At 62.0% G+C, this 18,473-nt stretch carries 18 protein-coding genes; 13 read left to right on the forward strand and 5 right to left on the reverse strand.

The genetic code is table 11. From position 1 onward, the window contains the following. Positions 1–19 precede the first annotated feature (19 nt). Positions 20–1,429 (forward strand): glycerophosphodiester phosphodiesterase family protein, encoded by a 1,410-nt coding sequence (locus CFU_RS10785; protein ID WP_014006077.1) that lies wholly within the window; start codon positions 20–22, stop codon positions 1,427–1,429. Positions 1,430–1,442: 13 nt separating this feature from the next. Here the strand turns inward: CFU_RS10785 and CFU_RS10790 are convergent, their stop codons facing one another. The 3 genes from CFU_RS10790 to CFU_RS10800 form a co-directional block, all read right to left on the reverse strand. Then, positions 1,443–2,171: a DUF899 family protein gene (locus CFU_RS10790; protein ID WP_041741734.1), complete on the reverse strand. Its 729-nt coding sequence runs from the start codon at positions 2,169–2,171 to the stop codon at positions 1,443–1,445. Positions 2,172–2,291: 120 nt separating this feature from the next. After that, positions 2,292–3,071 carry a CPBP family intramembrane glutamic endopeptidase gene (locus CFU_RS10795; RefSeq protein WP_014006079.1) on the reverse strand — a complete coding sequence of 260 codons (780 nt, stop codon included), beginning with the start codon at positions 3,069–3,071 and terminating at the stop codon, positions 2,292–2,294. A gap of 12 nt (positions 3,072–3,083) precedes the next feature. Continuing rightward, positions 3,084–3,821: an AraC family transcriptional regulator gene (locus CFU_RS10800; protein WP_014006080.1), complete on the reverse strand. Its 738-nt coding sequence runs from the start codon at positions 3,819–3,821 to the stop codon at positions 3,084–3,086. Positions 3,822–4,009: 188 nt separating this feature from the next. Here CFU_RS10800 and CFU_RS10805 point away from each other — a divergent pair, with 188 nt between their 5' ends. The 7 genes from CFU_RS10805 to CFU_RS10835 all read left to right on the forward strand — a co-directional run bounded on the left by CFU_RS10805 (position 4,010) and on the right by CFU_RS10835 (position 11,554). Further along, complete coding sequence (locus CFU_RS10805) at positions 4,010–4,774, forward strand: SDR family oxidoreductase (RefSeq protein ID WP_041741736.1); 765 nt, start codon at positions 4,010–4,012, stop codon at positions 4,772–4,774. 39 nt (positions 4,775–4,813) lie between these two features. Continuing rightward, positions 4,814–5,668, forward strand: coding sequence for a fumarylacetoacetate hydrolase family protein (locus CFU_RS10810; protein WP_014006082.1), 855 nt, complete (start codon positions 4,814–4,816; stop codon positions 5,666–5,668). An 11-nt stretch (positions 5,669–5,679) separates the two neighbouring features. After that, positions 5,680–6,957: an L-fuconate dehydratase gene (locus CFU_RS10815; RefSeq protein WP_041741738.1), complete on the forward strand. Its 1,278-nt coding sequence runs from the start codon at positions 5,680–5,682 to the stop codon at positions 6,955–6,957. A 105-nt stretch (positions 6,958–7,062) separates the two neighbouring features. Continuing rightward, positions 7,063–7,839 (forward strand): SDR family oxidoreductase, encoded by a 777-nt coding sequence (locus tag CFU_RS10820; RefSeq protein ID WP_041743310.1) that lies wholly within the window; start codon positions 7,063–7,065, stop codon positions 7,837–7,839. Between the two features lie 66 nt (positions 7,840–7,905). Continuing rightward, the gene (locus CFU_RS10825; protein WP_050808547.1) at positions 7,906–9,468 is read left to right on the forward strand and encodes a sugar ABC transporter ATP-binding protein; all 1,563 of its coding nucleotides are present in this window, start codon (positions 7,906–7,908) and stop codon (positions 9,466–9,468) included. 33 nt (positions 9,469–9,501) lie between these two features. Then, entirely contained in the window at positions 9,502–10,536 is a 1,035-nt protein-coding gene (locus tag CFU_RS10830; protein ID WP_050808548.1) for an ABC transporter permease, read from the forward strand. Between the two features lie 79 nt (positions 10,537–10,615). Then, a complete protein-coding gene (locus CFU_RS10835; protein WP_041741739.1) occupies positions 10,616–11,554 on the forward strand; it encodes an ABC transporter substrate-binding protein in 939 nt (312 codons plus the stop codon). A gap of 54 nt (positions 11,555–11,608) precedes the next feature. Here CFU_RS10835 and CFU_RS10840 read toward each other — a convergent pair whose 3' ends face one another. Further along, positions 11,609–12,097, reverse strand: coding sequence for a GFA family protein (locus tag CFU_RS10840; RefSeq protein ID WP_014006088.1), 489 nt, complete (start codon positions 12,095–12,097; stop codon positions 11,609–11,611). Between the two features lie 143 nt (positions 12,098–12,240). Here CFU_RS10840 and CFU_RS10845 point away from each other — a divergent pair, with 143 nt between their 5' ends. The 3 genes from CFU_RS10845 (at position 12,241) to CFU_RS10855 (ending at position 13,336) form a co-directional block, all read left to right on the forward strand. Continuing rightward, on the forward strand, positions 12,241–12,459 hold the full coding sequence (locus CFU_RS10845; RefSeq protein ID WP_014006089.1) for a hypothetical protein: 219 nt from the start codon (positions 12,241–12,243) through the stop codon (positions 12,457–12,459). 34 nt (positions 12,460–12,493) lie between these two features. Then, positions 12,494–12,805 carry a hypothetical protein gene (locus CFU_RS10850; RefSeq protein WP_041741741.1) on the forward strand — a complete coding sequence of 104 codons (312 nt, stop codon included), beginning with the start codon at positions 12,494–12,496 and terminating at the stop codon, positions 12,803–12,805. Positions 12,806–13,051: 246 nt separating this feature from the next. Next, positions 13,052–13,336, forward strand: coding sequence for a hypothetical protein (locus tag CFU_RS10855; RefSeq protein ID WP_041741743.1), 285 nt, complete (start codon positions 13,052–13,054; stop codon positions 13,334–13,336). Between the two features lie 24 nt (positions 13,337–13,360). Here the strand turns inward: CFU_RS10855 and CFU_RS10860 are convergent, their stop codons facing one another. Beyond that, a complete protein-coding gene (locus CFU_RS10860; protein ID WP_050808549.1) occupies positions 13,361–14,158 on the reverse strand; it encodes a hypothetical protein in 798 nt (265 codons plus the stop codon). Positions 14,159–14,420: 262 nt separating this feature from the next. On the opposite strand from CFU_RS10860, the gene CFU_RS25175 reads away from it, so the two are divergent. Both CFU_RS25175 and CFU_RS10870 read left to right on the forward strand, forming a co-directional pair. Further along, positions 14,421–16,058: a VRR-NUC domain-containing protein gene (locus tag CFU_RS25175; protein WP_041743314.1), complete on the forward strand. Its 1,638-nt coding sequence runs from the start codon at positions 14,421–14,423 to the stop codon at positions 16,056–16,058. Next, positions 16,055–18,310, forward strand: coding sequence for an ATP-dependent DNA helicase (locus tag CFU_RS10870; protein WP_238531430.1), 2,256 nt, complete (start codon positions 16,055–16,057; stop codon positions 18,308–18,310). Before CFU_RS25175 ends, CFU_RS10870 begins: the two co-directional genes overlap by 4 nt. The last annotated feature ends 163 nt before the right edge of the window (positions 18,311–18,473 follow it).

An 18,473-nucleotide genomic window follows, 5' to 3' on the forward strand; every position in this document is an offset into this window, starting at 1 on the left:
GGATTCAATCTCATCCCAAATGGCCATGCACCTCTCAAATATCCGTCGCACATCCCGTCCAGTCCTGATCCTGACCCAGCTCGCCGCTGCCGCTGCATTGACCGCCTGCGGCGGAGGCGGCGACAGCAACAACCTGGCCTCAGCCAAATTCCAGACCCTGGACGGCGCCGCGCCGCTGGTGATCGGGCATCGCGGGTTGCCGGGGCTGTATCCGGAAGAGACGCAGCCGTCTTATGAAGCCGCGGCCGACGTCGGCGCCGATTCGCTGGAAGAAGACCTGCACCTGACCAAGGATTGCGTGCTGGTTGCGCGCCACAATCCGTGGCTGAGCGACAACACCAACATCACCACGGTGGCCCAGACCAACGCCACCGTGGCGGCGCGCAAACGCACCGTGCCGGGCGTGCTGGTGAATGTCAGCTACTCGCTCGCCACCTACGGCGGTCCGGCGCAATACCTGAGCGACCTGACCGATCCCAACGATCCGAAATCGGTGTTGAAATCGCTGGTGGTGGACGGCGAGGACCATACCGGCGACTGGTCGATCACCGACTTCACCGTCGCCGAGCTGAAACAATGGATAGGCGGCACCACCTACGATGCGCGCGACCAGCGGCCGACCGCGCTGAACGGCAAATATCCGATCCTGACGATGCAGGAAATCATCGATATCGCCAAGGCCAAGGGCGCCGCCAGCGGCCGCACGATTTCGATCTATCCGGAATCGAAGAACCCGTACTGGAACAATGCGCAAGCCATCGCCAACGGCTGCGGCAGCGGCAAGCATCCGTTCGAAGATGCGATCATCAAGCTCATCAAGGACAACAACCTGAACAGCAAGACTGCGCCGATCTATGTGCAGAGCTTCGATCCGGCCAGCCTGAAGTACATGCGCGCCGCCGGCCTGAATACGAAGATGGTGCAGCTGGTCGACGGCAACGACGTCAACTACAAGACCGGCGAAATGATTTACCAGACCAGCGATGTCTATAATTTCGTCGATGGCCGCCCATACAGCTGGACCCTGGCCGGCGACGGCCGTTACTTCGGCGCCATGCTGACCCCGGCCGGGCTGGCTGAAATCAAGACCTATGCCGACGGCATCGGTCCCTGGAAACCGCAGGTGATGGCGCATACCATCGTGCCGTTCAAAGCAACCAACGCCGACGGCACGCCTTACACCGGCTCGCTGGCCGACGTCAACACGATCACGCCCACCAGCCTGATCGCTGATGCGCACAAGGCTGGCCTGTTCGTGCATTCCTATACTTTCCGCAACGAGCAGAAGTACCTGGCCGGCATCTACAAGGGCGACCCGAGCGCGGAATTCCTGACTTACTTCCGGGCCGGGATCGATGGCGTGTTTACCGATTTCGCCAACACTGGAGTGGCTGCGCGTACTGCTTTTATCAAGGAAGCCAGGCAGTAAGACAGAGGCGGGTTCAGGCGTAGCTCAGCCTGGGCTGGAAATCGCCGCGGCCTTCCGGCATGACGTCGAACAGGTTCCACATCGGATCCAGCATGTCGTTGTGGCGGTAGTCCTGGCCGGGCTCGGACGGCACGTAAAGCATCTCCGAGCCCCAAGTATGGCGGATCACGCCGTCGCTGCTGCGGTGGAATACGTTGAGCATCGGCATGTCCCATTCTTCGCCATCCTTGAAGTCCTGCTGCCTGCGCATCTGCGGGCTGAGGGCGCTGGAATCGCCGAAGTAATCGCTGTCGTAGCTGTTGCCGTCGGTGGACAGCAGGTGCAGCCCGTGCCAGCCGCGTTCCTTGGCGAAAGCGAGGAGATCCGCCAACGGCCGCTTGGCGACCACCACGAAGTTGAGACGCTGGTCGATGTGCCGTACCTGGCCATCGATGCCGTCGAGGAAATGGGTGCAGCCGGGGCAGGGCCGCTTGCGCTCCGGGCCGTACATGAAACTGTAGATCGCCAGCGTATCCTTGCCGGGCGCGAACAGTTCCGACACATGCACCGGACCGTCGGCGCCGACAAAACGATAATCCTGTTTCAATTCGCCGCCGGGAGGCAGGGCGCGGCGCCGGGCGGCGACGCTCTCGATCTGGCGCCGCAGCGCCATTTCCTCGGCCAGCAGGGCGGCGCGGGCGCTACGGTAACCGGCGCTCTCGCCGGGAAAACGAAGTTGCTGCAGTTCAGGCCTGGTCGACATGACGGGCTCCTCGGTTTGGCGTTCATGGCGTTCAAGCAACCAGTATATACGCGGAGAATTCGCTCACAAGCCGGGTGCTCAGGACGTTTATGGCCTGCCTGACAAGGTGTTTGTCTTTCATCAAGCCCCGGCGACCGACAGCAGCATCACCGCGCCCACCTCCAGCAGGTCGCTGAGGCCGTGCGCGATCATCGGCGCCAGCAGGCTGCGCGAACGTTCCATCAGCCAGACGTAGGTCAGGCCGAAGAGGAAGGCGTAGAGCTGCTGGGCGATCGCCTGGTACAGCGGATCCTGGAAGAAACTGCCGTAGTGGGCTGCGCCGAACAGCAGGCTCACGATCACGCCTGACACCGGGATCTCGAACCGGGCCAGGCGCACCCGTCCAGGCACCAGCACGGTCAGCATGCCTACCAGCACGCCACGGAAGATGATCTCTTCGTTGGGGCCGGCGACGAACATCACCGCCAGCCAGCCGGGGATGCCGAGCGCGGTCATCTCGTAGCCGCCTTGGGGCGCAGTGCGGCTGAGCAGCTGCGGCCAATAGTCGGCCACCAGCATCAGCAACGCCATGCCGATGCCGATCAGCACCGCCAGGCCGGCATAGCTGCGCTGCGGCGGCCAGCGCAGATAAGGATCGGCCTTAGGCAGATAGCGGCGCATGACCAGGACCGCCATCAGTCCGGCTGTAATCTGGAACAGCTCGGCCAGGCCGACAAAGGCCCAGACCTGATGGTGGAACCAGCCGGCCTGATGCTTGAACAGCCAGCGTGCGGCTTCGCGCGGCGGCCACAGCATCAGCTGCATCAGGATCGCTGCGAGCGCGATCGGCCACAGGCGGAACTTGAATCCGGTAATTTCAAAAAGCGGGCGGCTGGGCGCGAGGGCGGTGGTATCGGTCATGGACTGACGATATCAGGCAGCGGCCGTCGCAGTCTTGAACGAATGTTTCAGTGTGCTGCGCCAGGCGCCGGGCGAGCGGCCGGTGAAGGCCTTGACGTCGCGATTCATGTGCGCCTGGTCGGCATAGCCGGCGGCAGCGGCGATCTCGATCAGGCTGGCGCCGCCATCGACGATCATGCGCCAGGCCAGGCGGGCGCGGGCTTCGATACGGTAGCGCGTCGGACTGACGCCATAGACGGCGCGGAACCAGCGGAACGCCGTCACCCGCGACACGCCGTTTTCTTGCGACCAGAGCCGCACGCCGGCCGGATCGGAAGCGGTCAGCGCCTCGGCCAGCAGGTCCGGCGCTTCGCTCAGTTTGCCCTGGCTCTGGCGCCAGCCATCCGTGAGCGCTGCCGCAGCCTCCAGCGAATCGCGCCCGGCCAGGCGGATCACCAGGTCGGGATCGTTTACCTGGCCGCATGCCGATGCGGCGACAGGCATGGCTACCGGCAGGTTCAGGACCCTGGCGCCGCGCGGGATGGCGCGGTTCCAGTGGGCCGAAAAGGGCGCGTGCAACAGGACGTCGCCGGCCCGCACATGCCAGCGTCCGCATTCGCCGGCTTCCTGGTAGCCGCCGTCGAGCACGATGGTGGCATAGGCTTGGGCATGGATGTGGCGCGGAATCACGGTTCCGGGCTCAAGGATGCAACTGGGCGTTTGCTGGAAGCTGGGCATGCTGGAAAAGGAATGCGTAGCGATGGATTGCATATTGCAGCATATTGTTACCTGAAGGCAAGGCGACTCTGCTCCGGCAGCAGGTGACTGGCAATTAGGTATTGCAAAGCTAAAATTTAACCATTATGATTGCCACAAGCGAATTGGTCCAACCAATGGACCTATAGACCGATTGTCATCAATCGGCAGTCCACACGATCAATAATATGGAGACAGTGTTCATGAGGCTTCAAGGAAAACGCATCCTGGTGACTGCGGCAGGCCAGGGTATAGGACGCGCCAGCGCCGTGATGTTTGCCCGCGAGGGGGCGCAGGTGCTGGCTACCGATATCAACCAGGCGGCGCTGGACGAAACCGCCGCGCTGGCCCGCGCCGCCGGCGCCGAGCTGGTCACCCGCCATCTCGACGTCACCGACGCCAAGGCGGTGGCGGCATTGGCGCAGACCGGTTCGTCTTTCGACGTGCTGTTCAATTGCGCCGGCTTTGTCCATCACGGCAGCATCCTCGATTGCACCGAACAGGACTGGGAGTTCTCCTGGAACCTCAACGTTTCCTCCATGTACCGCCTCATCCGCACGCTGCTGCCGGGCATGCTGGCGCAGGGCGGCGGTTCCATCATCAACATGGCGTCGGCCGCTTCCAGCGTCAAGGGCGTGCCCAATCGTTTCGTGTACGGCGCCACCAAGGCGGCGGTGATCGGCCTGACCAAGGCGGTGGCTGCCGATTTCGTCGCCAAGGGCATCCGTTGCAATGCTATCTGCCCCGGCACCGTCGAATCGCCTTCTCTCGAAGCGCGGATCAAAGAACAGGCGCGGCAGCAAAACGTGCCGATCGCCGACATCGAGGCCGCGTTTGTCGCCCGCCAGCCGATGGGACGGGTCGGCAAGGCCGACGAAATCGCGGCCCTGGCCTTGTACCTGGCTTCCGATGAATCTTCCTTCACTACCGGCGCCATCCATCTGATCGATGGCGGCTGGTCCAATTGATCCATCCCTGTTGAATAACGTCACCATGAAAGCGAAACCATGAAGTTGTTGAGATACGGCCAGAAGGGCCAGGAAAAACCCGGCGTGCTGGATGCACAGGGACGCGTGCGCGACTTGTCTGGCGTGGTGACGGATATCGCCGGCCGTTTCCTGACGCCGCAGGAGCTGGATAAATTGCGAGCGCTGGACCTGGACAGCCTGCCGTTGGTCGCCGGTACGCCGCAGCAAGAGCTACGCCTCGGACCCTGCGTCGGTGCCGTCGGCAAGTTCATCTGCATCGGCCTGAACTATTCCGACCACGCCGCCGAATCGGGCATGGAAGTGCCGTCGGAACCGGTGGTGTTCAACAAATGGACCAGCGCCATCTGCGGTCCGGACGACGACGTCGAAATTCCGCGCGGTTCCCTGAAGACCGACTGGGAAGTGGAGCTGGGCGTGGTGATCGGCCTGGGCGGCCGCTATATCAGTGAAGCCGACGCCCTCAAGCACGTCGCCGGCTATTGCGTGATCAACGATGTCTCCGAGCGCCAATACCAGCTGGAACTGGGCGGCACCTGGGACAAGGGCAAGGGCTGCGATACCTTCGGCCCGCTCGGCCCCTGGCTGGTGACCGCCGATGAAGTGGCCGATCCGCATGCTCTCGGCTTGTGGCTGGAAGTGGACGGCCATCGCTACCAGAACGGCAATACCTCGACCATGGTGTTCCGGGTGCCGGCGCTGGTCAGCTACCTGAGCCGCTTCATGAGCTTGCAGCCCGGCGATGTGATTTCCACCGGCACGCCGCCCGGCGTCGGACTCGGACAGAAGCCGCCGGTCTACCTGCGCGCGGGCCAGGTAATGCGGCTCGGCATAGATGGCCTGGGAGAGCAGCGCCAAACTACCATCTCACTTTAAAGAGAACCACGATGACGACAATTCGATCAATCCGCGTGCTGGATGTGCGGTTCCCGACCTCGCAAATGCTGGACGGCTCGGACGCGATGAATCCGGATCCCGATTACTCCGCCGCCTATGTCGTTCTGGAAACCGACCAGCCCGGCCTGGAAGGGCACGGCCTGACCTTCACCATCGGCCGCGGCAATGAAATCTGCTGCGCCGCGATCAAAGCGATGGAACACCTGGTGGTCGGCCTCAAGCTGGACTGGATCAGCGCCGACATGGGCCGCTTCTGGCGCCACATCACCTCCGACAGCCAGCTGCGCTGGATCGGTCCCGACAAGGGCGCGATCCACTTGGCCACCGGCGCTGTCGTCAATGCGGTCTGGGACTTGTGGGCCAAGGCAGAAGGCAAGCCGCTGTGGCAGCTGGTGACCGACATGTCGCCCGAGGAACTGGTGCGCGCCATCGATTTCCGTTACCTGACCGACTGCATCACGCCGGAAGAAGCGCTGGCCATGCTGCGCGCGCAGGAACCAGGCAAGGCCGAGCGCATCCGCTCGCTGCAGCGGGACGGCTATCCGTGCTACACCACTTCCGCCGGCTGGCTCGGTTATGAAGACGCCAAGCTGCGGCGCCTGTGCCAGGAAGCGGTCGACAACGGCTTCAACCATATCAAGCTCAAGGTCGGGCGCGACCTGGAAGACGACATCCGGCGCGTCACCATCGCGCGCGAAGTGATCGGCCAGGACAGGCAGCTGATGATAGACGCCAACCAGGTATGGGAAGTCGACCAGGCGATCGACTGGGTCAATGAACTGGCGTTCGCCAAGCCGTGGTTCATCGAAGAACCGACCAGCCCGGACGACATCGAGGGCCATCGCAAGATCCGCGAAGGCATTGGCGCGGTCAAGGTAGCCACCGGCGAAATGTGCCAGAACCGCATCATCTTCAAGCAGCTCATCATGCGCGGCGCGATCGACGTGGTGCAGATCGATTCCTGCCGTCTCGGCGGCGTCAATGAAATACTGGCGGTGCTGCTGATGGCGGCCAAATACAAGCTGCCGGTGTGCCCGCATGCCGGCGGCGTCGGCCTGTGCGAGTATGTGCAGCACCTGTCGATGATCGACTATGTGTGCATTTCGGGGACCATGGAAGGGCGGGTAACGGAGTACGTCGACCATCTGCATGAGCATTTTGTCGAACCTTGCGTGATCCGGGATGCCAACTACATGCCGCCGGCTGCGCCGGGGTTTTCGATTACGATGAAGCCGGAATCGCTGGAGAAATACCAGTTCCGCGGCTAGCAAAGCACGCAGGGCGGGCACCTGTGCCCACGCAGTAGTATATTCAACATGGGCAAAAGGACCTGCCCGCCCTACAATAAAACAAATAAAAACGGAGACGGCAAAGTGGATCTACATTTAGCAGGAAAAGTGGTGATCGTGACCGGCGGCGGCGCAGGGATAGGCGCTGCGATTTCGCTGCAGCTGGCGGCGGAAGGCGCGATTCCGGTGATCCTGGGCAAAAGCCAGCCGGCGCCTGAATTCAAGACGGCGTTGCTGGCCTTGCAAGGAAAGTCGCTGATCCTCCAGCTCGACCTGATGGATGAGGACAAGTGCCGGCAGGCCGTGGCGCAGACCATAGGCGAATTCGGCCGGCTGGACGGACTGGTGAACAATGCCGGCATCAACGACAACATCGGCCTCGACGCCGGTCGCGCCGCTTTCGTGCTGTCGCTTGAAAAAAACCTGATCCATTACTACACCATGGCGCATTTCTGCGTACCGCACCTGAAAGCCAGCCGCGGCGCCATCGTCAACATTTCTTCGAAGACGGCTGTGACCGGCCAGGGCAACACCAGCGGCTATTGCGCCGCCAAGGGCGGGCAGCTGGCATTGACGCGCGAATGGGCGGCGGCGCTGGCGAATGACGGCGTGCGGGTCAACGCCGTGATTCCGGCCGAAGTGATGACACCACTGTACCGCAACTGGATCGCCAGCTTCGACAATCCGGAGCAAAAACTGGCTGCGATCACCAGCAAGATACCACTCGGAAAACGCTTCACCACAGCCGAGGAGATTGCAGACACCGCGGTATTTCTCTTGTCGCAGCGCGCTGCGCATACGACCGGGCAGTGGGTGTACGTGGACGGCGGCTACAGCCACCTCGACCGCGCCCTGACCTGAATGCATCTTGATAGATTGATTTAACACTGCCGGCGGCAGCGCCGGCAGTGCATCATGAGAGTAAATATGCAGCAATCAGAAATTCCTACGCCGGATTGCCTCATTTCGCTGGAAAACGTGACCAAGCGTTTTCCCGGCGTGCTGGCGCTCGACAACTGCCGCTTCGACCTGATGCGCGGCGAAGTCCATGCGCTGATGGGTGAAAACGGCGCCGGCAAATCGACGTTGATGAAAGTGCTGGCCGGCGTGTATCCCAAGGACAGCGGCGAGATCCGCATGGAAGGGCTGCCGGTCGAAATTCCAACCCCGCGCGCGGCGCAAGCGCTGGGCATCGGCATCATTCACCAGGAGCTCAACCTGATGAACCACCTGAGCGCCGCGCAAAACATTTTCATCGGCCGCGAGCCGCGCGGCCGCTACGGCCTGTTCCTTGACGAAGAGGCGCTGAACCGGCAAACCAAGGCGATTTTTGAACGCATGCGGCTGGACCTCGATCCCAGCACGCTGGTGAGCGAACTGACGGTGGCCAAGCAGCAGATGGTGGAAATCGCCAAGGCGCTGTCCTTCGACTCGCGCGTGCTGATCATGGATGAACCGACGGCGGCGCTCAACAACGCCGAAATCGAGGACCTGTTCCGCATCATCCGCCAGCTGCAGTCGCACGGCGTCGGCATCATCTACATTTCGCACAAGATGGACGAGCTGCGGCAGATATCCAACCGCGTCACGGTCATGCGCGACGGCAAATACATCGCCACCGTGCCCACCGCCACCACCTCGATGGAGACCATCATCGGCATGATGGTGGGGCGCCAGCTCGATAGCGACGGCGGCAGCCAGGCCATGCCCGACACTTCCGCCAACGATGTCGTGCTGGAGGTGAAGGGACTGCAGCGCGGTTCCCTCGTCAAGGATGTGAGTTTCAACCTGCGCAAAGGCGAGATCCTCGGTTTTGCCGGCCTGATGGGCGCCGGCCGCACTGAAGTGGCGCGCGCCGTCTTCGGCGCCGACCGCGTCGACGCCGGGGAAATCCGGGTGCACGGCGCCAAGGTGGCGATCAAGTCGCCGCGGGACGCAGTGGCGCACGGCATAGGTTACCTGTCGGAAGATCGCAAGCACTTCGGCCTGGCCACCGGGCTGGACGTCAAGACCAATGTCGCCATGTCGAGCATGAACCGGTTCCTGACCCAGGGCCTGTTCCTGGACCAGGCCGCGATCCGCGCCACCGCGCAGGATTTCGTGCGGCAGCTGAGCATCAAGACGCCGTCGGTCGAGCAGCCGGTGCGGCTGCTGTCGGGCGGCAACCAGCAAAAGATCGTGATCGCCAAGTGGCTGCTGCGCGACTGCGACATCCTGTTTTTCGACGAACCCACGCGCGGCATCGACGTCGGCGCCAAGAGCGAAATCTACAAACTGCTCAATACGCTGGCGGAGCAGGGCAAGGCGATTGTCATGATCTCTTCGGAGCTGCCGGAAGTGTTGCGCATGAGCCATCGCATCCTGGTCATGTGCGAAGGCCGCATCACCGGCGAACTGTCTGCCGCGGAAGCTTCGCAAGAAAAGATCATGCAGCTGGCGACCCAGCGCGAAGAAAAGCGCGATGATCAGCGCGCCGCCCAGGCCGCTTGACACCCGAATCACTTACATACAATGAAAACCACCATGGCAAATATCCAGAATCCCGCGTCGCAAGCACAGCAGCCAGGCCAGGGCGTATTCGCGGCGGTCAAGGCCAAGATCTTTCATCCTGCCACCCGGCAGAAACTGCTAGCCTTCGCCAGCTTGCTGGCGCTGCTGGTGTTTTTCAGTTTCGCCTCGCCGAATTTCCTGGAAATCGACAACCTGGTCGGCATCCTGCAGTCGACCGCGGTCAATGGCGTGCTGGCGATCGCCTGCACCTTTGTCATCATCACCGCCGGCATCGATCTCTCGGTCGGCACCCTGATGACCTTCTGCGCCGTCATGGCCGGCGTGTTCCTTACCTATTGGGGCATGCCGCTCTACGTCGGCGTCATCGCCGCGATCGTGTTCGGCGCCTTGTGCGGCTGGATTTCCGGCGTGCTGGTGGCCAAGCTGAAGATCCCGCCTTTCATCGCGACACTGGGCATGATGATGTTGCTCAAAGGGTTGTCGCTGGTGATCTCCGGCACCAAGCCGATCTATTTCAACGACACCGAGGGATTTTCGGCCATCTCGCAAGACTCCCTGATCGGCAGCCTGATTCCGGCCCTGCCGATCCCGAATGCGGTGCTGATCCTGTTCCTGGTCGCTATCGCCGCCGGCATCGTGCTCAATAAAACCATTTTCGGCCGCTACACCTTTGCGCTGGGCAGCAATGAAGAAGCGCTGCGGCTGTCGGGCGTCAATGTCGATTTCTGGAAAGTCGCTGTGTACACCGTCGGCGGCGCCATCTGCGGCATCGCCGGGCTGCTGATCGCGTCGCGCCTGAATTCGGCGCAGCCGGCGCTGGGGCAGGGTTATGAGCTGGATGCGATCGCCGCGGTGGTGATCGGCGGCACTTCCTTGTCGGGCGGCACTGGCACCATCCTCGGCACCATCATCGGCGCTTTTATCATGAGCGTGCTGATCAACGGCTTGCGCATGATGTCGGTGGCGCAGGAATGGCAGACCGTGGTGACCGGCGTGATCATCATCCTGGCGGTGTACATGGATATCTTGCGCCGCCGGCGCCAGTGAAAAGAACAGGTTTTGCAGGTGCAGTTACGGGCTGTTGCAGCAAGGCCCACCGTTTTATAACCATAAGAGGAGACTTGAAATGATAAAGAGAAGAGCAGTCAACATCGCCGTCGGCCTGGCGCTCGCGCTGGGATTCAGCGCTGCCGCGGTAGCCGAGGATATCTATATTCCCCTGATCTCGAAAGGCTTCCAGCACCAGTTCTGGCAAGCGGTGAAGACCGGTTCGGAGCAGGCGGCCAAGGACTACAATGTCAAGGTGTCGTTCGAAGGCCCGGAGACCGAAGCCATGGTCGACAAGCAGATCGACATGCTGTCGGCGGCGCTGGGCAAGAAACCGAAGGCCATCGGTTTTGCCGCGCTGGACAGTAAGGCCGCATTGCCGCTGCTGAAGAAGGCCCAGGCAGCGCATATTCCTGTCGTAGCGTTTGACTCGGGCGTCGACAGCGACATTCCGGTGACTACCGCTACCACCGACAACAAGGCGGCGGCGGCGCTGGCGGCCGACAAGATGGCTGAGCTGATCGGCAAGGAAGGCGAAGTCGCGGTAGTGGCGCATGACCAGACCAGCCGTACCGGCATCGACCGCCGCGACGGTTTTGTCGAACGCATGAAGGCTTATCCCAAGATCAAGATCGTCAGCATCCAGTACGGCGCCGGCGACCAGCTGAAATCGACCGAGATTACCAAGTCCATCCTGCAGGCCTATCCACATCTGAAGGGCGCCTTCGGCACCAACGAAGGTTCGGCCATCGGCGTGCTGAACGGCGCCAAGGAAACCAAGCGCAAGCTGGTGATCATCGGCTACGATTCCGGCAAGCAGCAGAAAGATGCGATCAAGGACGGCAGCATGGCCGGCGCCATCACCCAGAACCCGGTCGGCATCGGCTACAAGACGGTAGAGGCGGCGGTCAAGGCGCTCAAGGGCGAAAAGCTGCCGAAGGTGATCGATACCGGTTTCTACTGGTACGACAAGAGCAATATCAACGATCCCAAGATCGTCGCCGTACTGTACGACTGATACCGGGCGCTATCAAGCAGCAAGCGCGGCCCGATAGGCGCTATCGGGCCGTGGTCATTTCAGCAAATCCAGCCGCTGATGCCATTCAAATAGGGATTCGTGCGGAAACTGCGTGAACTGCTTGTCCTTGCGGCCAGCCTTGACTTCCACCCATGGCGCTTTATAGGCCAACAGCAAGTGGGTATATTCAGGCGGCGCCGGCAGCGGCGTGTCGATGGCGGAAGCGAACGGGTGCACCAGTTCCGGCCATTCCGGGCTGTAGAGCCACAGCGCGCTGCCGCAGCGGCGGCAGAAATGCCGTTGCGCGGTGCTGGTGTGGAGCCGTGATTCGCCTTGCCGTTTGAGTTTTGCGTGGTAGACGCTGACGTCGTCCTGGCCTTGCACCTTCAGGGTGCCGGCGTCGCCGCCGATGTTGACGGCGTAGCCGCCGCCGCCCTGGGTCTTGCGGCAAATCGAACAATAACAGCGCTGGTAAGGATAGGGCGTATCGCTTTCCAGGCTGAAACGGACTGCGCCGCAATGGCAGGATCCCTTCAGTTTCATGGTTCTCTCCTAGTTGTCGCTGCCTCCAGTATCGCCGATCCCGCCAGCAAGCCAGTGTTAAACAGCGAACATACAGTCCCGCGGTTGAAGCGCATCATGCCTTCCTCTTATTCCGGCGTCGCCGGTACTGGCTGGGAGGAAACATGCTGGCGAAATATATATTTGTCACTGGCCTGATTACGGCGATCGCCGTTTTCGGCAGCGAACGAACTGCTAAAAGCGGCGCACCGACCATCACCCCGATATCCCCTTCATCGCAAATTGCGCCGCCCAAGCGGCTGCTGGCCCCGGCCTTGCCGGCTGAGCCGCAGCCCGAACTCGAGCACGTGAACATCGATGGCGGTATAGTTAAAAGAACCTGAAGCATCCAGTTGCAGGCAGATCAAGGAAATGGTTATGGAGCTGGTCCGTACTTACATGATTGAAACCACAAATGCGCTGTTTACGCTGGTCGTCACCGAAGACCGCCATGGCGGTCCCTACAAGGCGACCTATGTCGGGACGCGCCAGAAAGTCGAACTGCCCTGGGTCGATAATCCCGGCCTGGGCCAGAAGGACCTTGACGGTGAGGCGGCAGACGTCGATTTCGATGTGCTGATCGCCACCTGCCACCGGCAGATCGCGGAGCGCGGCGGCGAAATCCTCGGCATTCAGGATATCTCTGTGATCGACGAGCGTCCTCGCAGGGACTGGGGATCCGGCCACTGACGAACTCGCTGCCGTCCGCAACCAGGAACCCATGGCAAGGACTAAAAGGTTCGTCCGGCCTGTTCATCCGCACGCCGCTACCGGCAAGCAAAAACCTGCAGAATCGTTTTTCATGGAGAACTATTTGATCTCCAGCCCCTCTCATTCCCAATAAAAAAGCCAATGCCTGGAACACCAGGCCGGTTGGCGCACGCCAACATTTCCACGAAGGTTGTTCATTTAACACCTGAGACAAGGAGATTTCTCATGAGGCCTATCAGTACCTACATCATTGAAACCGACAATGCACTTTTTACCCTGGTAGTCACGGAATCGGACGACGGCGGCCCCTACAATGCGTCGTATATCGGAACCAGCCCGAAATTCGAGCAGACCGATACGGACGACGACGCCGACCCGGTACAAGAAGATATCGAAGGCGAAATGGAAGACCAGGACTTTGACGCGCTGCTGGCGGCCTGCCACCGGGAAATCGTGGAGCGCGGCGGCGACATCATCAGCATCGAAGACATATCTGATGACGAACGCTAACGTCTTCCCGGCAGCGACACCCGATCAGAAGCGAACCTTCAGATAAGCGCTGGGCCCGACCAGCTTGACGCCCAGGTTGGCTTGATAGTTGGCGCTATCCCGGTACAGCTGGATTTTGGTGATGCCATAGTCGGCGCCGATGCCGACATTCTTGAACGGAAACCACTCGACGCCGACATTGCCGTTATAGATATGGCCGTTGATGTTGCCGCCGTTTTTCTTGATGCCGGAAGCCTCGGCGTACAGCCGCACATTGTCGCTCAGCGCCGTGCGCACGCCCACTTCCAGCAGCGGCGCGATGGCGTTGTCGCTGCGCGAATCGCTGGCGGTGCCGCTGACGCCGTCCAGCGAGCCGCGCGCCATGGTGTCGAGGTCGGCCTGGTAATAGGCGGCGCCGGCGCCGAGGCCGAATACCGTATTGCCGGATCCGAACCACCATTTGTAGGCCAGCTGCGCCAGTTCGACCTTGAGGCGGGCATTGGCGGAAGCATCGCCGGTGACCACCTGGCCATTGACGGTGGCGGTGCGGGCGATGGATGCATCAAAATTGTTGGTGTAACGGTAGTAATCGAACGCCAGGCCCTGGTGGTCGCCCAGCAGCATGTCGGCGCGCACCCGGCCCAGCGTCTTGTGGTCGCGCGTCAGGTCGCCGGTCTCGGCGCGGCCGTATTTGGTGTTGACGCCGATATTGAAAGTCGGCTCGACATAATAGCCGCCGACCGACAGGCTGAAACGGTCCAGCGCCGGCGACGGATCGGCCAGCGCGCTTGCGGACGCCAGGCACAAGCCTGTTGCGGCCAGGGATTTGGTCAAGATGCTCATCGGGAGATCCTCATTCAAGTTTATCCGCTTGGGGAGAAAATGCCTGGATAAAAGCTTAGCAGCAGCAACTTGGGGCGAATGAGCGATAGCTAACATTCCAGATTGGAATGCCGGGATTTTTTGGCGAAGGCGCGACTCTTTGCCGCGCAAGAAGAGATTTTCCAGGATTGATATATACTGCAATATGACTGTATATTCATACAGTCAATCATCTTTCAATTTTTACCTGGCGCGCAATACGTCGAGCCGCGGTGCCCGTAACATGGTCAGAGTGCTGGAAAACCGTTTTTATTATCTCGACAATTTCCTTGCCGTGGTGGCATCGGTGCGCGCCCGCTATCGCCATTTGCTGGATGGCGAAGAGCAGGCTTTCGTCGACGGTTTCGAAGCGTTGCCGCTGGCCTCGCGCGCATTGCTGGTGCGGATGGTGATGCGCAAGGGCGAGCTGTTTCGCTCGAGCAGGCTGCGCTACGATGAAATCGGCTGCGCGCGCAGCGCCGCGGCGCCGCTGATCGCCGCCGGCTGGCTGGACGGAGAGCCGGCCATCGATATCGCGCAGCTATGCGGCCTGCTGACAAAAACCGAGCTTGCAGAAGCGTTTCCGCTGCTGCCGCGCAGTGCGCGCAAGGCCGGGCAGCTCGACATCCTGCGCGACGAGTACGGCGACGCGGTACGCACGCTGGCCGGCTGGCGTATCGACGACCAGCTGCTGCGGCTGTCGATTGCGCCTCTGTGCGATCGGCTGCGGCTGATGTTCTTCGGTAACCTGCACCAGGACTGGTCGGAATTCGTGCTGTCGGAACTGGGGATTTTCAGATACGAACAGGTCGATTTGTCGCTTGCACAAGGTTTCAGCAGCCGCCAGGACATCGACGATTACCTGCACCTGCATGCCTGCCGCCAGCGGTTCCACGACGGCGAAGCGCCGCAAGCCGTGGCGGCCTGCCTGCCGGCCATGCCATATCCAAACGACTGGCTGGAACAGCGCCGCAGCAAGCTGCTGTTCCAGATCGCCCAGTACTACGAACGCAGCGCCGAGCTGGTGGCCGCGCTGTGCCTGTATGCGGATTGCGCCTGGCCGGGCGCGCGCTTGCGCGCGATCCGCGTGCTGGAACGCTGCGGCCAGCCCGATGCAGCTTTCGGACTGGCGCAGCAGGCTGAACAGCAGCCGGAAAGCGAAGCTGAAAAACAGCAGCTGCTGCGCGTCATGCCGCGTCTGCGGCGCCAGCTTGGCCATGGAAAGACGCTGCAAGCCGCCGCTGCGCCCATCGTCCGCCACGACCTGGCGCTGCAGCGGGCCGCGCCCGGCGTCTCGGTTGAAGCGCTGCTCGCCAGCCATTTGTCGCGCATCGACGCGCCGGCGGTCTATGTCGAAAACACGCTGATCAATTCGCTGTTCGGCCTGCTGTTCTGGGATGCCGTTTTTGCACCGCTGCCGGGCGCATTTTTCCATCCGTTCCAGAGCGGCCCGGCCGATCTCCACAGCGCCGATTTCCGGCTGCGCCGCGCCAGCCAGTTCGACGCCGGTTTCGCCCAGCTCGACAGCGGCGGCTACCAGCAGGCCATCTGGCGCAACTTCCACGCCAAGGCCGGCATCCAGTCGCCATTCGTGTTTTGGGAGGCTATCGATGAACAGCTGCTGGCGATGGCGCTCGATTGCCTGCCGCCGCTGCACCTGCGGAAATGCTTCGAACGCATCCTGCAGGATATCAAGACCAACCGTTCCGGCTTGCCGGACCTGATCCAGTTCTGGCCGGCGGAAAAACGCTACCAGATGATCGAAGTCAAAGGTCCGGGCGATCGCCTGCAGGACAACCAGATCCGCTGGCTGCACTATTTTGCCGAACACGGCATGCCGGTCGCCGTCTGTTATGTACAGTGGGCGGAGCAGTGCGCGTGAGCGAGCCCGCCTATGTAGTAGCGGTCCGCGCGCTGTGCGAGTTCACGGCCAAGCAGGGCGACCTCGACCTGCGCTTCACGCCCGCGCCGACCGCGCTGGAAGGCATTGCCGGCCACGCCACGGTGGCGTCGCGCCGCGCTGCCGGCTATGAGAAAGAAATCAGCTTGAGCGGCCGCTGCGGGCCATTGCTGGTGCGCGGCCGCGCCGACGGCTACGATCCGGCCTTGAACCGGCTGGAAGAAATCAAGACCTTCCGCGGTGACCTGGAGCGCATGCCGGACAACCACCGCCATCTGCACTGGGCGCAAGTGCGCATCTACGGCCACTTGCTGTGCCAGGCGCGCCAGCTGCCGGAACTACAGCTGGCGCTGGTGTACTACGACATCGGCAGGCAGAAAGAAACCCTGCTGACCGAATGTGCGACGGCCGCCGGCCTGCAACAATTTTTCGATGATCAATGCGGCCGCTTCCTGGCCTGGGCGCAACAGGAAATGGCGCATCGCGCCGCGCGTGACGAGCAATTGACCGCCTTGCGCTTCCCGCATGCCGATTTCCGCCCCGGCCAGCGCGCCCTGGCGGAAGCCGTGTACAAGGGCGCCAGCGCCGGCCGCTGCCTGCTGGCCCAGGCGCCGACCGGCATCGGCAAGACCATCGGCAGCCTGTTCCCCTTGCTCAAGGCCAGCCCGGGCCAGGGCCTGGACAAGATATTTTTCCTTTCCGCCAAGACCTCGGGCCGCGCGCTGGCGCTGGAAGCAAGCGCGCGCATCAAGCACAGCGCGGCCGGATTGCCGTTGCGGGTGCTGGAACTGGTTGCGCGCGACAAGGCGTGTGAGCATCCGGACAAGGCCTGCCACGGCGAATCCTGTCCGCTGGCCCAGGGTTTTTACGATCGCCTGCCGCAAGCGCGCAGCGCCGCCGTCGCCAGCGGCGCGATGGACCGGGAAAGCCTGCGCGAAATCGCTGCTGAACACGGTGTCTGTCCTTATTACCTGAGCCAGGACCTGGTGCGCTGGTCGGACGTGATCGTCGGCGACTACAACTATTACTTCGACCTGAGCGCCATGCTGTACGGTTTCACCATCGCCAACCAGTGGCGGGTAGGGGTGCTGGTCGACGAAGCGCACAACATGATCGAGCGGGCGCGCAAGATGTATTCGGCCGACATGGAGCAAGCCGCCCTGAAAAGCGTGCGGCAGACTGCGCCGCCGGTGCTCAAGCGTGTGCTGGACCGCGTCAACCGCCAGTGGAACGCTCTGTACAAGACGCAGGAAGGCGAGTACCAGCGCTATGCCGAACTGCCGGATGCATTCATCCAGGCGCTGCAACAGGCGGTGGCGGACATCACCGACTACATGACCGAGCATCCGGCCGCCGTCGACAGCCGCCTGCTGCAATTCTATTTCGACGCCATGCACTTCACCCGCATCGCCGAGCTGTTCGACAGCCACTCGCTGTTCGACATCACTCGCCATGGCGGCCACGGCGCCACGCTATGCCTGCGCAACATCGTGCCGGCAACGTTCCTGGCGCCGCGCTTTGCCGCAGCCCATTCGACAACGCTGTTCTCCGCCACGCTCAGCCCCTGGCATTTTTACAGCAAGACGCTGGGCATGCCGGACAACACCGCCTGGCTCGATGTGCCGTCGCCGTTCACCGCCGACCAGTTGTCGGTGCGGCTGGTGACCGGCATTTCAACCCGTTTCCAGCATCGCGACCGTTCGCTGGCGCCGATCGCCGAACTGATTGCCAAACAGTACACAGAGCAGCCAGGCAACTACCTGACGTTTTTCAGCAGCTACGACTACCTGGAGAAAGTCGCCGCCGTGTTCGCCTCGCGCTATCCCGATATCCCTTTGTGGCAGCAGGCGCGTCGCATGGATGAACGGGAACGGGAGCATTTCCTGTCGCGTTTTACCGAAACCTCGCAAGGCGTCGGTTTTGCGGTGCTGGGCGGCGCGTTCGCCGAGGGCATCGACTTGCCCGGCGCGCGCCTGATCGGCGCTTTCATCGCCACCCTGGGACTGCCGCAGATCAATCCGGTCAATGAACAGGTCATGCTGCAGATGGATAAACTTTTCGGCCAGGGTTACGACTGCACCTACCTGTATCCCGGCCTGCAGAAAGTAGTGCAGGCCGCCGGCCGGGTGATCCGAACTCAGCAGGACCGCGGCGTGGTATACCTGATCGATGACAGGTTCGCGCGGCAGGAAGTCAGGCAGCTGTTGCCTGCATGGTGGCAGCTGGCCGGCTGAAAGCGCCGCTTGCGATGGTGCCGGATTGCGATCCCGTCTCACTGCTATGTGAACTTCCGTACAGACCGGACGCCATCCTGCTCACAGGATTAAGACTCAGCCGCAAAAATCCCACCACGGTTGCCCGGAACCCGAGCGCCGCAAAACTTTCGAAGGAAAAGCG

Source organism: Collimonas fungivorans Ter331 (assembly GCF_000221045.1).
Lineage (GTDB): Bacteria > Pseudomonadota > Gammaproteobacteria > Burkholderiales > Burkholderiaceae_D > Collimonas > Collimonas fungivorans_A.

Bases quoted from the DNA above. Each gene is read 5' to 3' on its own strand.
- CFU_RS10790 (WP_041741734.1), bottom strand. From the start codon at position 2,171: ATGTCGACCAGGCCTGAACTGCAGCAACTTCGTTTTCCCGGCGAGAGC.
- CFU_RS10795 (WP_014006079.1), bottom strand. From the start codon at position 3,071: ATGACCGATACCACCGCCCTCGCGCCCAGCCGCCCGCTTTTTGAAATT.
- CFU_RS10835 (WP_041741739.1), top strand. From the start codon at position 10,616: ATGATAAAGAGAAGAGCAGTCAACATCGCCGTCGGCCTGGCGCTCGCG.
- CFU_RS10785 (WP_014006077.1), top strand. From the start codon at position 20: ATGGCCATGCACCTCTCAAATATCCGTCGCACATCCCGTCCAGTCCTG.
- CFU_RS10805 (WP_041741736.1), top strand. From the start codon at position 4,010: ATGAGGCTTCAAGGAAAACGCATCCTGGTGACTGCGGCAGGCCAGGGT.
- CFU_RS10825 (WP_050808547.1), top strand. From the start codon at position 7,906: ATGCAGCAATCAGAAATTCCTACGCCGGATTGCCTCATTTCGCTGGAA.
- CFU_RS10815 (WP_041741738.1), top strand. From the start codon at position 5,680: ATGACGACAATTCGATCAATCCGCGTGCTGGATGTGCGGTTCCCGACC.
- CFU_RS10800 (WP_014006080.1), bottom strand. From the start codon at position 3,821: ATGCAATCCATCGCTACGCATTCCTTTTCCAGCATGCCCAGCTTCCAG.
- CFU_RS10860 (WP_050808549.1), bottom strand. From the start codon at position 14,158: ATGAGCATCTTGACCAAATCCCTGGCCGCAACAGGCTTGTGCCTGGCG.
- CFU_RS10830 (WP_050808548.1), top strand. From the start codon at position 9,502: ATGGCAAATATCCAGAATCCCGCGTCGCAAGCACAGCAGCCAGGCCAG.
- CFU_RS25175 (WP_041743314.1), top strand. From the start codon at position 14,421: ATGGTCAGAGTGCTGGAAAACCGTTTTTATTATCTCGACAATTTCCTT.
- CFU_RS10855 (WP_041741743.1), top strand. From the start codon at position 13,052: ATGAGGCCTATCAGTACCTACATCATTGAAACCGACAATGCACTTTTT.
- CFU_RS10850 (WP_041741741.1), top strand. From the start codon at position 12,494: ATGGAGCTGGTCCGTACTTACATGATTGAAACCACAAATGCGCTGTTT.
- CFU_RS10810 (WP_014006082.1), top strand. From the start codon at position 4,814: ATGAAGTTGTTGAGATACGGCCAGAAGGGCCAGGAAAAACCCGGCGTG.
- CFU_RS10845 (WP_014006089.1), top strand. From the start codon at position 12,241: ATGCTGGCGAAATATATATTTGTCACTGGCCTGATTACGGCGATCGCC.
- CFU_RS10840 (WP_014006088.1), bottom strand. From the start codon at position 12,097: ATGAAACTGAAGGGATCCTGCCATTGCGGCGCAGTCCGTTTCAGCCTG.